This is a genomic window from Salmonella sp. 32100201201700099SM (assembly GCF_017572645.1).
GTDB lineage: Bacteria > Pseudomonadota > Gammaproteobacteria > Enterobacterales > Enterobacteriaceae > Salmonella > Salmonella enterica.
Genome location: NZ_JAGERQ010000005.1, coordinates 311383 through 325431 on the forward strand (window position 1 = coordinate 311383; position 14049 = coordinate 325431).

Here is a 14049-nt window from a genome sequence, read left to right on the forward strand (position 1 = left end):
ATAATAACAACGGTGAGAAGACCCTAAGGACAACACAACATGAACCACACTGAGATCCGCGTCGTTACCGGCCCGGCGAATTATTTTTCCCATGCTGGAAGCCTCGAAAGACTGACCGACTTTTTCACGCCGGAACAGCTTTCCCACGCCGTTTGGGTGTACGGCGAACGCGCGATTGCCGCCGCCCGGCCTTACCTGCCGGAAGCGTTTGAACGTGCTGGCGCAAAGCATCTGCCGTTTACCGGCCATTGTAGCGAACGCCATGTTGCCCAACTGGCGCACGCCTGCAACGACGATCGTCAGGTGGTGATAGGCGTCGTCGGCGGCGCGCTGCTCGATACCGCCAAAGCGCTCGCCCGCCGTCTGGCGCTGCCGTTTGTCGCTATCCCGACAATCGCGGCAACCTGCGCCGCCTGGACACCGCTTTCCGTCTGGTATAACGACGCGGGACAGGCGTTACAGTTCGAAATTTTTGATGATGCCAATTTTCTGGTGCTGGTCGAACCGCGCATTATTCTGCAGGCGCCCGATGACTATCTGTTAGCTGGCATTGGCGATACGCTGGCGAAATGGTATGAAGCCGTTGTGCTTGCGCCGCAGCCTGAAACGTTGCCATTGACCGTAAGACTGGGCATTAACAGCGCGTGCGCTATTCGCGATCTCCTGCTGACCAGCAGCGAACAAGCATTAGCGGATAAACAGCAGCGTCGGCTGACCCAGGCATTTTGCGACGTGGTGGATGCGATTATTGCTGGCGGCGGTATGGTCGGCGGCCTCGGGGAACGCTATACCCGTGTCGCCGCCGCCCATGCGGTACACAACGGTCTGACCGTCCTGCCGCAAACGGAAAAATTCCTGCACGGAACGAAAGTGGCTTATGGCATTCTGGTGCAAAGCGCGCTACCGGGACAAGATGACGTGCTGGCGCAATTGATTACAGCGTACCGGCGATTTCATCTGCCGGCCCGGCTTAGCGAACTGGACGTGGATATTCATAACACCGTCGAGATCGATAGGGTCATCGCGCATACCCTGCGCCCGGTCGAATCCATCCACTATTTACCGGTGACGTTAACGCCAGACACCCTGCGTGCGGCGTTTGAAAAAGTTGAATTTTTCAGAATATAGCCTGGTGACGTTGCGTTTATCAGGCCTGGCAACACTCAGCAGCAACGCGCGCCGCCTTTTCCACCATAGCGCGCATCCTGCCGCTCGCGGAAAAATTCTTCATAGGTCATCGGCGTCTGATCCGGATGCGTTATGCGCATATGTTCCACATAGTTGTCGTAGTCTGGCACGCCAATCATCATTTTTGCGGCCTGTCCCAGATATTTTCCGGCTTTCGAAAGCGTATCGAACATCGTTGTCACCTGTCATCCAAACGCCCTCTCCTTATTCTGGAGAGGGCTATTGATGAAAAAAGATTAGTGCGCGCCTTTCGCCTGCGTCACGATCTCATCCACATTTTCCGGCATCGGCTCATACGGCGTTTCATTCGCCGTCGGTTTATCAATCTTCAGAGCGGCCAGCGCCGTCTTAATAGAGAAGACCGCCAGCACCACGACCACCACCATAAAGAAGATGGTTAGCCCGGCATCCAGACGGTTATTGAATACCAACTGCGCGAGCTGCGATTCGGTGTACTGCGGCGGAATATTGCCGCTGTCGATCATCGCCTGGAACTTATTGGCAATGGCCAGGAAGCCGATTTTCGCATCCGGACTAAACGCTTTCTGCCAGCCCGCCGTCAGCGTACAAATCAGCAGCCAGGCCGTTGGCACCAGCGCGACCCACGCATAACGCTGACGCTTCATTTTGAACAGTACCACGGCGCAAAGCATCAGCGCCATACCCGCCAGCATCTGGTTAGCGATGCCAAACAGCGGCCACAGGGTGTTAATACCGCCCAACGGATCGACCACGCCCTGATGGAGGAAATAGCCCCACGCCAGCACGCACAATGCCGTAGCAAGCAGGTTCGCTGGCAGCGAATCGGTACGTTTCAGCCCTGGCGACACTACGCCCGACAGATCCTGCAACATAAAGCGCGCCGCACGGGTGCCCGCATCCACCGCCGTCAGAATAAACAGCGCTTCAAACAGAATGGCGAAGTGATACCAGAACGCCACATCCATCATGCCGCCCAACGCGCCATGTAAAATGTAGGCCATCCCTACCGCCAGCGTTGGTGCACCGCCTGCGCGGGAGATAATGGATTGTTCGCCGACTTCATTGGCAATCTGGTGTAACGTATCCGGCGTGATAGCGAAACCCCAACTACTGACCACCTGCGCGGCAGAAGCTACGACATCCGCTGTCCCCGATGGCGCCAGTACCGCCATCGGGCTATTCATCGCAAAGTAAACGCCCGGATCGATAATACAGGCGGAGACCAGCGCCATAATGGCGACGAAAGATTCCATTAACATCCCGCCGTAGCCGATAAAGCAGGCCTGGCCTTCGTTGGCCAACATCTTCGGCGTCGTGCCGGAGGAGATGAGCGCATGGAAACCGGATACCGCGCCGCAGGCGATGGTAATAAACAGGAACGGGAACAGGTCGCCCGTCCAGACCAGTCCGGTACCATCAACAAATTTGGTCAGCGCCGGCATAGTCAGCGTCGGACGCATAATCAGAATCCCGACCGCCAGACCGACAATCGTACCAATTTTCAGGAAGGTAGAGAGGTAATCACGCGGCGCGAGCAGCAGCCAGACCGGCAGTACCGCCGCGACAAAACCATAACCCACCAGCATCCAGGTAAGCTGCACGCCAGTAAAATCAAAGTACGGCGCCCAGGTTGGGCTTGCCGCCACCCATCCGCCGGAAATAATAGCGAAAATAAGAAATACCAGCCCAATGACCGACACCTCGCCGATGCGCCCCGGACGCAGATAACGCAGGTAGATGCCCATAAAAATCGCCAGTGGAATAGTGAACGCGACAGTGTACGTTCCCCACGGGCTATGGGTCAGCGCTTTCACCACGATCATCGCCAGGACGGCCAGAATGATCACCATGATCATAAAGCAGGCCACCAGCGCGATCACCCCTGCCGTCGCGCCCATCTCCTCTTTAACCAGCTCGCCAAGCGAACGCCCATCGCGTCGGGTCGAGACGAACAGCACCATAAAGTCCTGCACCGCTCCCGCCAGCACAACGCCCGCCAGCAGCCAGATCATCCCCGGCAGATAGCCCATCTGCGCCGCCAGTACCGGCCCGACCAGCGGACCTGCGCCAGCAATGGCAGCAAAATGGTGACCGAACAGCACTTTCTTATCGGTCGGGACATAATCCAGACCATCATTATGACGTACCGCGGGCGTCATACGCGTTGGGTCAACCGCCAGCACTTTTTGGGCGATATAGAGCCCATAAAAACGATACGCAATTAGATAGACACAGACCGACGCCACCACGATCCATAGCGCGTTGATCTGTTCCCCACGATTTAACGCAATATAGCCCAGGGCAAACGCACCCAATACTGAGAGCGCTGTCCAGACGAGGTATTTCCCTGATTTATTCATAGTTGTTGTCCGTTTGGGTGTTCCAGAGAGATGTTACATTTTGTTTCTATAACACCTTTACCGTAATTAACAACACAACAACATGATAAAACCGGATTGTTACCCATTTTTTACATTACAGTGTTAACCAGATCACTTCCTTTCTTCGTTAATGCTGCAATTGCATTTTACTTTGCCAGAACTATCCCATTACCGCCGTTCCCAGGCGACAAGTGCAGCAGCGCCTCCCCTGCTCGTCAAAGAGCGTAATTTCCCAGCTTTGATTCTGCCGCCCCAGATGCAGCGGCAGGCAAACGCCGCGTACTTTCCCCTGCGAGACGGCGCGGTGGTGAGTGGCGTTTAACTCGGTCCCGACCACGCACTGCCCGTCGCGGGTCATCAGATAACCGGCCATTGATCCCAACGTCTCCGCCAGCGCTGCCGATGCGCCGCCGTGTAGCAGACCAAACGGTTGATGAGTGCGGGCATCGACGGGCATTTCCGCCTCCAGCACGTCATCGCCCAGATGGGTGTAAACAATGCCCAGATGCGCCACCAGCGTGTTCTGACTGGTAGCGTTCAATTCATCCAGCGTTAAATGCCGTTTCCAGATCATCGTCAGGCTCCCAATGTTGAACCGCCGTCCACCACGATATCCTGCAAGGTAATGTGGCTGGCCAGATCGGAGGCAAGAAACAAAATGGTATTGGCTATCTCCTGCGGACGGGCGATTTTACCGAGCGGTATGCCGAGCTTAAACTGTTCGCCGAAACCGCGAATACGCTGCTGTTCGGCATCTTCACTTACCCATAACGTGCGCTGCATATCGGTGTCGGTCGAACCGGGCGACACCACATTACAGCGCACCCCACAGCCCGCCAGCTCCAGCCCTACGGTTAGCGCCAGGCTTTTCAGCGCCGCTTTAGAGGCGCCGTAGGCGCTCATACCGATGCGCGGCGTATGCGCCGCATCTGAGGCTACGGTGACAATCGCCCCTCCCTGCTGACGGCGAAACTGCGCCATCGTCTGGGAAAACAGGTTAAATGCCCCGCCCACATTGACCGCAAATGTCTGCTGCCAGTCGTCAACGCTAAGCGCATCGGTCGCTCCCATACGCAAAATACCGGCGGCGTTGACCAGCACATCCAGCCGCGGCGTTTTTTGCAACACACGCTGGCACACCTGCGCAACCTGCCCGGCATCCGCCACATCCATGACTTCGGTAGCAAAGGGATAATTCTCTTGCGTAAATTCGCGATCGAAGCCGATCACCCGCGCCCCGGCGTCAACAAACGCCAGTGCCGTCGCGTAACCGATCCCTTTCCCCGCACCGGTCACCCATACCGTTTTGTCTGAAAAATCAATACAGGGCATTACTCTACCCCGCGAGAGAGCAGCGCCCACCAGGCGTCAATGGTCGGATTTTTCGCCAGCATCACGAAGTCGATATCGCCGTGTACTTTACGCCAGCGCGCCGCCAGCCCCATCATGCGTACTGAATCCAGGCCATAATCAATCAGGTTTTCATCATCCAGCGGCTCGTCAGTCTCATCCAGCAACGGCAGAATCAACGCCCGCAGCGCCGCTTTACTGGCAGGAACCGGCGTCGGCAGCAGCGATTCAGTCATGACGACGCGACCTGAACGCCCCGCCACATAGTTCAGCGCCATCAGATGCTCTTCCCGGCTGAAATCCGCCAGCGCATCCGCCACCATAAACGGCTTAATGTCGCGCATAAACGCATCGGTAGCGGTGGTCATACAGCCAATATGCGCATACACGCCGGTAATGATGAGCTGATTACGTCCGGTATCTTTTAACATCTGTTCCAGCGGCGAGCGGTGAAACGCGCTATAACGCCACTTCACCAGCACCGTATCTGCCTCATCCGGCGTTAAGGCTTCTACCACCTTCTGCTGTTCCGGAGAGCGCGTCAGTCCCGGCCCCCACATATCATTGAGTAACGCGCGATCTTCATCGCTTTGCTCTTTCGGCTGAGCGGTGTAATAGACCGGGATATGATGTTCCTTACAGTACTGGCGCAGGGCGGCGATATTGGCAATCACCTGGTCCATCATTGGGCAGTTGCGGCCCCAAAAGCTGACAAAGTAATCCTGCATATCGTGGATGAGCAGCGCCGCGCGCTCCGGCTCAAATGCCCAGTTCACTTTGTTGGTCGGGATATCCAGTGCGGTGGGCAGCGCGTAAGACTGTAGTTTCGGAATGGCCATCTCTCTTTCTCCTTCAGAGCGGTGAACGTGACGCCAACCGCTGGCGTAATTGTTTTTTATCGACTTTACCAACCGGCGTCAGTGGCAGTGACGCAACGCACTCCACGCGATCCGGTAATTTAAATTCCGCCACGCCCTGCTCTCGCAGGAAACGGCGTACCTGTACCGCTCGCAGCGGCTCTTTTACCACCAGATATGCGCAACTTTTCTCCCCCAGCAGTTCATCTTCCATGCTGACCAGCGCCGCATGGATCACCGCCGGGTGGCGCAGTAACAGGTTTTCTATCTCTTCGGCGGCTATCTTCTCGCCGCCCCGATTGATCTGATCTTTTTCACGCCCGTGAACGGTGATATAGCCGTCTTGATCAATGGAGATCAGATCGCCGGAACAGTAAAAACCGTTGGCGTCAAAGGCGCTGGCATTGTGTTGCGGACTGTTGAAATAGCCGCGAAAAGTATAGGGGCCGCGCGTCATCAGACGACCAATCTCGCCCGGCGGCAGTGGATTCCCGTCGGCATCCGCCACCCACACTTCGTCGTCCGGACACATGGGTCTTCCCTGGGTATTGATAATCCGTTCCGGGCTATCGTCCAGCCGGGTATAGTTCACTAACCCTTCCGCCATGCCGAAGACCTGCTGCAACTGACAGCCAATTTCAGCCGGAATACGGGCGGCAAGCGTCGCAGAAAGCCGCGCGCCGCCAACCTGCAATAACCTTAATGACGCCAGCGGCGCATTGCCGCCCCACTCCTGGATAGCCTGTAGCCATAGACTGACCGCGGGCGGCACCAACGCCGTGGCATTAATCTGGTGTTTTTCGATCAGCGGGAAACAGAGCGTGGCGCTAGGATCGGTCGCCAGCACTACCGTTCCTTTGGCGAGAAAAACGCCCAGCGCGCCCGGCGAACTCATGGCGTAGTTATGCGCGGCGGGAATCGCGCACAGAAAACGCGTCTCCTCGTTGAAACCGCAAATCTCATTGCTGCGGCGCACGCTGTAGTAATAGTCGTTATGGGTACGGGGAATAAGCTTTGGCGTGCCGGTAGTACCGCCGGAAAGCTGAAAGTAGGCCACTTCGTCAGCAGGTGATGGCGTGGCGGTGAAATCTTCCGCCGCCTGCCGCATCGCCGCGTCCAGGCTGTGATCGCCGTCGTCGTTGCGCAATAACACCACCCGCACAGAGCGGTGTTCAGCCACAAACGTGTTGAGAAAGTCCTCCCCGGCGAACAGCGTATGTTGGCGATCGGCAATCACCAGCGTCGGCGCGATCTGCATCGCATAGGCGTTAAGTTCGGTACGTTGATGGCTAAACAGCGCCAGAACGGGCGCTACGCCAAGCTTCAACAGGGCGAAAAAGGTGATATACAGTTCCGGTACATTCCCCAGTTGCACCAGAGCGGTTTCGCCAGGTTTGATGCCCTGACGGCGTAAACTGCAGGCCAGATTATCCGCGGCCTGGTTTAGCTGGCGATAGCTGAATGCGCGCTCGCCTTCAATGACCGCCATCTTATCGCTGTCAGCGTGGCGGGTCAGAATATCGGTCAACGGCACGTCTTGCCAGTAGCCTTTTTCACGATAACGGCGGGCAAATTCATCCGGCCAACGGGTGAAAGGTATACGCATCATCGTTCCTTAATGCAGTCCAAAAACGTTCAACATCGTAGAGAGCTTGACACCGGTTTCCCGCCACTCGCCGACTGGCGAAGAGGCAGGAACAATCCCGGCGCCGGCGAACAGGCGCACCTGATTACCGTGCAATTTCGCACAACGAATCGTCACTACCCACTCGCCGTTTCCTTCGGCGTCGCACCAGCCGACAATGCCGCCAAACAGTTCACGATCGAACGGTTCCAGTTCAGCAATCAGCTTTTTCGCGGCCTGATGGGGGAAACCGCTTAACGCAGGGGTCGGATGCAGCAGACAGGCCAGCGTCAGCGCGTTTTCTCCGGCGTTGGCCTTGCCCTCAAACGGCGTACCGAGATGCCATAGCGTCGGCGTGGTGATCAACTGCGGAGAGGAAGGTAATTGCAGTTCCGTGCTGCGATCGCGCAGGATCTGCTTCATCGCCTGCGTCACCAGCTCATGTTCATGGCGATCTTTTTGTGAAGCCAGCAGTCGGTTTCCCGCTTCGCGATCCAGAACGTCATCCGGCTGTCGGCGTGCCGAGCCTGCTAACGGCAGCGAACTAAACCGCTCGCCCTCTTTGCGTAGCAGCAATTCGGGGCTGGCGCCCAGCAGAACGCCGCCATCCGCCAGTGGCACATGGAAGTTGTAACTAACTGGATTCTGCGCCACCAGCCGCTCCAGCAATGCTCCGCTATCCACCGCCACATCAGTGGTGATATCTATCAGCCGGGAAAGCACCACTTTATCGACGTCTGGCGTGGCGGTCAGCATAGCCGCGCGTGCGACCATCGCTTCAAAAGCATCCTGCTCGGGAATCGCCTTTCGCGCCGTCACCGTCAGCGACTGATGGTCAGTAAAATAACGCGCCGTGCGCTGCTTTTGCTGGCGGGAAAAGGACTGCCACGCCATCGGGATAAATAGCGACGACGGCTGACGGGTATCAAAGGGGATCGCCCCCACCAAGATAGGGTTGGCGATGCCCTGCGATTTGGCCTCGGCAAACTGCTGGCGCAATTTCTGCTGGAAAGGGCTATCCGGCGAATCGCCGGCAACCGCAGGCTCGGTATAACGGGCGAAGCACCCGGAAGTGGTAAAACTGCGATACGGCGACATGAAGAAAAAGCGATCGGGAGCAAGTGTTGCCATTGTCTCCTGAGCGTCCTCGGCCAGTGACATATCCATATCATCCTCCAATGATAAAGGCTTATATACACTTCATCCTTCAAGCTGCCTCTTTGTTGGCTGCGCTCAGAAACCCCGGTCACACAGTTATCTATGCTCGCAGGGATTTCTTCCCTTGCCGTCGCGATGCTTCTTGAATGATTTTGTGTATAATAATGATTATTATTTCTATTTTTAGTGCGCTAACCTAAGAGTAAAACGTCGCTCTGTCAACTCTGGTCATGACTTAAATGGCACTAAGGCTTGCATCTCGCTGCTGCTGACATGAAAATGAGAAGTATTAACTTTATTAATAACAGGACGCTATTGTGAGACTCCCCGCCTTTTATCGTTGGCTGCTTTTAGTGGTTGGTTTATCAATTTCAGGAATATCCTTAGCCCAGGACGCCGGTTGGCCCCGGCAAATCCAGGACAGCCGCGGCGTTCATACTCTGGACCACAAACCCGCGCGTATCGTCTCTACCAGCGTGACGTTAACAGGCTCGCTGCTGGCGATTGATGCGCCCGTCGTCGCCAGCGGGGCTACTACGCCGAATAACCGCTTTGCTGACGATCAAGGGTTTATGCGCCAGTGGAGTGACGTAGCAAAGGCTCGCCATGTCGCCCGGCTGTACATCGGCGAACCGAATGCCGAAACGGTCGCCGCGCAAATGCCGGATCTCATTTTGATTAGCGCCACCGGCGGCGACTCCGCGCTGGCGCTTTACGATCAGCTCTCCGCTATCGCGCCGACGCTCGTCATCAATTATGACGATAAAAGCTGGCAGAGTTTGCTCACGCAGCTTGGCGAGATCACCGGCCAGGAGAAACAGGCCGCCGCGCGAATAGCGGAATTTGAGGCGCAACTGACGACGGTTAAACAGCGAATCGCCCTGCCGCCGCAGCCGGTTAGCGCGCTGGTGTATACTCCTGCCGCGCATAGCGCCAATCTGTGGACGCCAGAATCAACACAAGGCAAGCTATTGACGCAGGTAGGCTTTACGCTGGCGACATTGCCCCAAGGGCTGCAAACCAGCAAAAGCCAGGGTAAGCGCCACGATATCATTCAGCTTGGCGGTGAAAATCTGGCCGCCGGGTTAAACGGCGAATCTCTTTTCCTGTTTGCCGGCGACAACAACGATGTCGCGGCCCTTTACGCCAATCCACTGCTGGCGCACCTGCCAGCAGTGCAAAATAAGCGCGTCTATGCCCTGGGTACGGAGACGTTCCGTCTGGATTATTACAGCGCAACGTTGCTGCTTAACCGGCTAGCCGCCCTGTTTTAGCCTTATCGGAGTCTTATCCGACTGACCAGACAGATTTGGTCGGTCGGATAAACGCCTCTTCATCAGCCAGCATCGCTAACCGGCGACGTCTGGCGAAAACGGCGTAGCTCGCCCAGCACTAACAGCAGCAGCAAACCGATAATCACCAGCCCGAATCCACTCACGCTCGCGGAAGCGACCGGCGTCATCATTGCGCCAAGACCGCCTAACAGCGCCGCGCCGATAGCGTCTCCCGTGACGTTTTGCGCGGTCCACAGGCCGTTCATTCGCCCCAGCATATTTTCCGGCGTCTGGGTTTGCAGCAGGGTGTATTGTAATAACGAACTGATGGCGCTAAGCCAGCCAAATAGCGCCAGACAGATAACACCTGCGATCCAGACCGGCATGATGGCGAACAGCCCCACCGCCAGAAAAGAACCGACTGTCGAAACCAGCATAATGAGCCCCGGACGAACGCTATGCGCCAGTTGTCCGCTGGTCAGCGCGCCAATGGCCGCCCCCAGCGGAATTGCCGCATACAGCAAACCGATTTGCGCCGCCGACATCTGCCAGCTCATCGCCAGCGCCGGATAGAGTACGCGTACCGCGCTTGCCATCGTCACCAGACCGCCAAGCAGCGCGATACCGCCGATAAGCGGACAGGCGAGCAAAAAACGAAATGCCGCCAGTAACGCGAGAAATGGATTTTCCCGCGGCTGCGGAGGGACAGGCAGTCGCGGCAGCGTCAGTAACGGCAATAGCGTAATAAACGTCCCGGCGGCCGCCAGCCCATAGTTCCAGGCTACGCCGCCGCTGGCAAGCAATATGCCCCCCAACATCGGCGAAATGACCGATCCCAGACGTACCGTCAGCATGGTAATCGCGCCGGCCTGCATCAGATTTTCTCTTCCGACCAGCGCTGGCGTCGCCGCCAGTAACGCGGTCACGCCCAGAGACGCGAAAAAGCCGTCCCACAGGCCAAGGAGATATATCGCCAGCAATGATGGTTCCGGCAGCAGCGCGTTCACACACAGGCCAATAAAGCCAATACCGCAAGTACCGCGCGCCAGCAGAATCACCTTTTTGCGTTCGTAGCGATCGGCCAGTACGCCGCCCACCATTAAGCCAATAAACATGGCGCCGCCGGTTAACGTTACCGACAGCCCTACCTGCCAGGTAGAGTGCGTCATCATTTGGATCTGTACCGGAACCGCCACGCCAAGCAGCCCCAGCGAGACAATAGAGATAAAACGGGCCAGAAATACTGCGCGAAATGCAGGGTGCGTCTTCAACAGGCTGAGATTGAGCAGCCAGGATTGTCGATTCATTACAACGCCTTAATGCGAGTTTTTTTTAATATCCATTCAATGGCTGCACATGCTAACATAACCAAATAAGATAGATAACGATAATTACTATCATTATCAGGGAAGTTACTATGTCATGCTCGTTTTCCGTGACGCGCGCGTTTGCCGTGCCCGGATTGTTGTTATTACTGAGTCTCGCCGCGGTTTTAAGCCTGGTCATTGGCGCGAAACCGCTGCCCGCCGCCGTCGTGCTGGAGGCGTTCACCGGCGTGTGCCAAAGCGCCGATTGCACCATCGTCCTGGATGCGCGTTTGCCGCGTACGCTGGCCGGATTACTGGCAGGCGGCGCGTTGGGTCTCGCCGGGGCGCTCATGCAAACACTCACTCGCAACCCGCTCGCCGACCCGGGGATTCTGGGCGTTAACAACGGCGCCAGCTTCGCCATTGTACTGGGCGCGGCGCTGTTTGGTTTCTCCACGCCGCTGGAACAGCTTTTCATGGCATTTAGCGGCGCGCTTATCGCATCGCTGATTGTCGCCTTCACCGGTAGTCAGGGCGGCGGCCAGTTAAGCCCGGTTCGCCTGACACTGGCGGGCGTGGCGCTTGGCGCGGTACTGGAAGGATTGACCAGCGGCATCGCGCTGTTAAATCCAGAGGTCTATGACCAGCTTCGCTTCTGGCAGGCGGGATCGCTGGATATTCGCAGCCTGCAAACGTTGAAAGTCGCGCTCGCGCCCGTGGTTATCGCTGGGATCGTGGCGCTATTTCTGAGCCGTGCGCTGAACAGCCTGAGCCTCGGCAGCGATACCGCGACGGCGCTGGGGAGTAAAGTGGCGCGCACCCAACTTATCGGTTTACTGGCGATTACCGTCTTGTGCGGCAGCGCAACGGCGCTGGTCGGCCCTATCGCCTTTATTGGTCTGATGATGCCGCATATGGCGCGTTGGCTGGTGGGCGCAGACCACCGCTGGTCGCTGCCAGTGACGCTACTGGCAACCCCTGCTCTGCTGCTTTTTGCCGATATTATTGGTCGTCTGTTGGTGCCGGGCGAACTCCGCGTATCGGTCGTCAGTGCGTTTATCGGCGCGCCGGTACTTATTTTTCTGGTACGCCGTAAATCGAACGGAGGCGGCCTGTGATGTTTCTTTCTCGTCGGCTTATCGTAAGTTGCCTGCTTCTGGCGGCTGGCTGCTTCGCCATTGGCTTATGGAGCCTGCAAAGCGGCGCCGTGCCTCTTGATACCGTGCAGATTATTGCCGCACTGCTGGGCGACGCGCCGCGTAACATCACCCTTGTCGTAACCGAATGGCGACTACCGCGCGTATTAATGGCGCTGCTGATTGGCGCTGCGCTTGGCGTCAGTGGCGCGATTTTTCAGTCGTTGATGCGTAACCCGCTAGGTAGCCCTGATGTAATGGGCTTTAATACCGGCGCCTGGAGCGGCGTACTGGTCGCAATGGTCCTGTTTGGCCAGCATCTTACCGCGATCGCGCTGGCGGCAATGGCGGGCGGTATCGTCACGTCATTGATTGTCTGGCTGCTCGCCTGGCGTAACGGGATTGAAACTTTCCGGTTGATTATTATCGGTATCGGCATCCGCGCGATGTTAGTCGCCTTTAATACCTGGCTTCTGTTGCAGGCGTCGCTGGAAACGGCGCTCACCGCCGGCTTATGGAACGCCGGGTCGCTCAACGGTCTGACATGGGCAAAAACCTGGCCTTCGGCGCCGCTGATTATTGTGATGCTGACAGGCGCCGCGCTACTGGTGCGTCGTATGCGGCTGCTGGAGATGGGCGATGACAGCGCCTGCGCGCTGGGTGTTAGCGTGGAGCGGTCACGCCTGATGCTGATGCTGGTGGCGGTGTCGCTCACCGCAGCTGCAACGGCACTGGCTGGCCCCATCTCGTTTATTGCCCTTGTCGCGCCGCACATCGCCCGCCGTCTTAGCGGCACAGCGCGCTGGGGATTAACCCAGTCGGCGCTGTGCGGCGCGTTATTACTACTGGCCGCCGATGCGTGCGCGCAGCAACTGTTTATGCCTTATCAGCTTCCAGTGGGCGTGGTCACCGTCAGCCTCGGCGGTATTTACCTTATCGTCTTGTTAATTCAGGAGTCCCGCAAAAAATGACCGAATCCGTAGCCCGTTTGCGCGGCGACCAGTTAACGCTGGGTTATGGCAGCTATACCGTCGCAAAAAACCTTAATGTTTCGATTCCGGACGGCCATTTTACCGCCATCATCGGCCCTAACGGCTGCGGCAAGTCAACGTTGCTACGCACGCTAAGCCGTCTGATGACGCCTGTTGACGGCCATGTCTGGCTGGATGGCGAACAGATACAGCATTACGCCAGTAAAGAGGTGGCGCGGCGCATCGGATTGCTGGCGCAAAACGCCACTACGCCGGGCGATATCACCGTACAAGAGCTGGTCGCCAGAGGGCGTTATCCGCATCAGCCGTTATTTACCCGCTGGCGTAAGGAAGATGCCGATGCCGTCGCCAGTGCCATGCGTGCAACAGGTATCACCTCACTGGCGGCGCAAAGCGTAGATACTCTGTCCGGCGGCCAACGTCAGCGGGCGTGGATAGCCATGGTGCTGGCGCAGGAAACGTCCATCATGCTGCTGGATGAGCCGACAACGTGGCTGGATATTAGCCATCAAATTGATTTGTTGGAATTGTTAAGCGATCTCAACCGCGAAAAAGGCTATACGCTAGCCGCCGTCCTGCACGACCTGAATCAGGCCTGCCGATACGCCACACATTTGATTGCATTACGCGAAGGTAACATTGTCGCACAGGGCGCGCCGAAAGAGATTGTTACCGCTGAGCTTATCGAAAAAATCTATGGGCTGCGCTGTATGATTATCGACGATCCGGTTGCCGGGACGCCGCTGGTGGTACCGCTGGGGCGGCGATAGTCGCCCACACAGATGACAAAGCCGGATATC

The 14049-nt window shown here is 57.1% G+C and carries 13 protein-coding genes; 5 read left to right on the plus strand and 8 right to left on the minus strand.

The genetic code is table 11. From position 1 onward, the window contains the following. Positions 1–39 precede the first annotated feature (39 nt). Positions 40–1128 carry an oxidoreductase gene (locus tag J4685_RS10840; protein ID WP_001016853.1) on the plus strand — a complete coding sequence of 363 codons (1089 nt, stop codon included), beginning with the start codon at positions 40–42 and terminating at the stop codon, positions 1126–1128. 35 nt (positions 1129–1163) lie between these two features. On the opposite strand, the gene J4685_RS10845 is transcribed toward J4685_RS10840, so the two are convergent. The 7 genes from J4685_RS10845 to entC form a co-directional block, all read right to left on the minus strand. Next, complete coding sequence (locus tag J4685_RS10845; protein ID WP_000460619.1) at positions 1164–1361, minus strand: YbdD/YjiX family protein; 198 nt, start codon at positions 1359–1361, stop codon at positions 1164–1166. 63 nt (positions 1362–1424) lie between these two features. Continuing rightward, complete coding sequence (gene cstA / locus J4685_RS10850) at positions 1425–3530, minus strand: pyruvate/proton symporter CstA (protein WP_001043113.1); 2106 nt, start codon at positions 3528–3530, stop codon at positions 1425–1427. A 181-nt stretch (positions 3531–3711) separates the two neighbouring features. Continuing rightward, a complete protein-coding gene (entH, locus tag J4685_RS10855; RefSeq protein ID WP_000637964.1) occupies positions 3712–4125 on the minus strand; it encodes a proofreading thioesterase EntH in 414 nt (137 codons plus the stop codon). Positions 4126–4127: 2 nt separating this feature from the next. Further along, positions 4128–4883, minus strand: coding sequence for a 2,3-dihydro-2,3-dihydroxybenzoate dehydrogenase EntA (gene entA / locus J4685_RS10860; protein WP_001112172.1), 756 nt, complete (start codon positions 4881–4883; stop codon positions 4128–4130). Continuing rightward, the gene (locus tag J4685_RS10865) at positions 4883–5740 is read right to left on the minus strand and encodes an isochorismatase (RefSeq protein ID WP_001007166.1); all 858 of its coding nucleotides are present in this window, start codon (positions 5738–5740) and stop codon (positions 4883–4885) included. Before J4685_RS10865 ends, entA begins: the two co-directional genes overlap by 1 nt. Positions 5741–5753: 13 nt before the next feature. After that, the gene (entE, locus tag J4685_RS10870; protein ID WP_001222442.1) at positions 5754–7364 is read right to left on the minus strand and encodes a (2,3-dihydroxybenzoyl)adenylate synthase EntE; all 1611 of its coding nucleotides are present in this window, start codon (positions 7362–7364) and stop codon (positions 5754–5756) included. A 9-nt stretch (positions 7365–7373) separates the two neighbouring features. After that, entirely contained in the window at positions 7374–8549 is a 1176-nt protein-coding gene (gene entC, locus J4685_RS10875; protein ID WP_000367600.1) for an isochorismate synthase EntC, read from the minus strand. 308 nt (positions 8550–8857) lie between these two features. On the opposite strand from entC, the gene fepB reads away from it, so the two are divergent. Beyond that, complete coding sequence (gene fepB / locus J4685_RS10880) at positions 8858–9814, plus strand: Fe2+-enterobactin ABC transporter substrate-binding protein (RefSeq protein ID WP_001238996.1); 957 nt, start codon at positions 8858–8860, stop codon at positions 9812–9814. A 62-nt stretch (positions 9815–9876) separates the two neighbouring features. On the opposite strand, the gene entS is transcribed toward fepB, so the two are convergent. Then, positions 9877–11121, minus strand: coding sequence for an enterobactin transporter EntS (gene entS, locus J4685_RS10885; RefSeq protein ID WP_001081664.1), 1245 nt, complete (start codon positions 11119–11121; stop codon positions 9877–9879). A 110-nt stretch (positions 11122–11231) separates the two neighbouring features. Here entS and fepD point away from each other — a divergent pair, with 110 nt between their 5' ends. The 3 genes from fepD to fepC are packed head-to-tail and all read left to right on the plus strand — an operon-like array spanning position 11232 to position 14019. Then, complete coding sequence (fepD, locus tag J4685_RS10890) at positions 11232–12239, plus strand: Fe(3+)-siderophore ABC transporter permease (protein WP_001277879.1); 1008 nt, start codon at positions 11232–11234, stop codon at positions 12237–12239. After that, on the plus strand, positions 12239–13228 hold the full coding sequence (fepG, locus tag J4685_RS10895; protein ID WP_000480056.1) for an iron-enterobactin ABC transporter permease: 990 nt from the start codon (positions 12239–12241) through the stop codon (positions 13226–13228). The genes fepD and fepG overlap by 1 nt, the downstream gene beginning before the upstream one ends. Then, a complete protein-coding gene (gene fepC / locus J4685_RS10900) occupies positions 13225–14019 on the plus strand; it encodes an iron-enterobactin ABC transporter ATP-binding protein (protein WP_000140618.1) in 795 nt (264 codons plus the stop codon). The genes fepG and fepC overlap by 4 nt, the downstream gene beginning before the upstream one ends. Positions 14020–14049: the final 30 nt, after the last annotated feature.